Annotated in this window: 1 protein-coding gene; it reads right to left on the reverse strand. The window is 32.5% G+C overall.

Going from position 1 to position 545, the window contains the following annotated elements; all coding sequences use genetic code 11:
- Positions 1–50: 50 nt before the first annotated feature.
- The coding region (locus LF845_RS11775; protein WP_242821204.1) for a transposase at positions 51–545 on the reverse strand (495 nt) is incomplete at its 5' end.

The following is a 545-nucleotide window of genomic DNA, read 5'->3' on the forward strand; positions in this document are numbered from 1 at the left end:
CTCCTATAAAAAGTCTACATTTTTTTAAACAAACGCGTTCATTTATTTAATTACCCATTTGAAACCATACACTGTTTAAAAGTATATTTATCATTATTCATCATCATTTTTTGAGTATTGAATACTTCTCTCGATTTTAACATTGTATATACCATTGTACTTAATTTCCTCGCTGCTGCTATTATACTTTTACCTGAACCTTTAGTCTTTTTCATATCCTGATATTTAGCTACTATTCTGTAATTATCTGTTCTTTTTGTATATCTTAACATGCCCATTACCATTTGCACAAATGCTGTTCTCAATTCTGTTGGTCCCCTCTTCGTTATTCGTCCATGATGTATCGTTTCATTAGAATTTTGAACCCATGGTACTAGTCCAGCATAAGCAGAATATTTCTTTGAACTCTCATACCTACCTATATCATCTGTATACGCTCGTATCGTAGCTGCTGTTATTAACCCAACTCCAGGTATTGTCATAAGAAGCTCTACATCCTTATCCTTTGATACTAAATTCAACAAAACTTCTTCCAATCTCTTGAC

The sequence above is a fragment of the Deferrivibrio essentukiensis genome (assembly GCF_020480685.1).
Taxonomy (GTDB): Bacteria; Chrysiogenota; Deferribacteres; order Deferribacterales; family Deferrivibrionaceae; genus Deferrivibrio; species Deferrivibrio essentukiensis.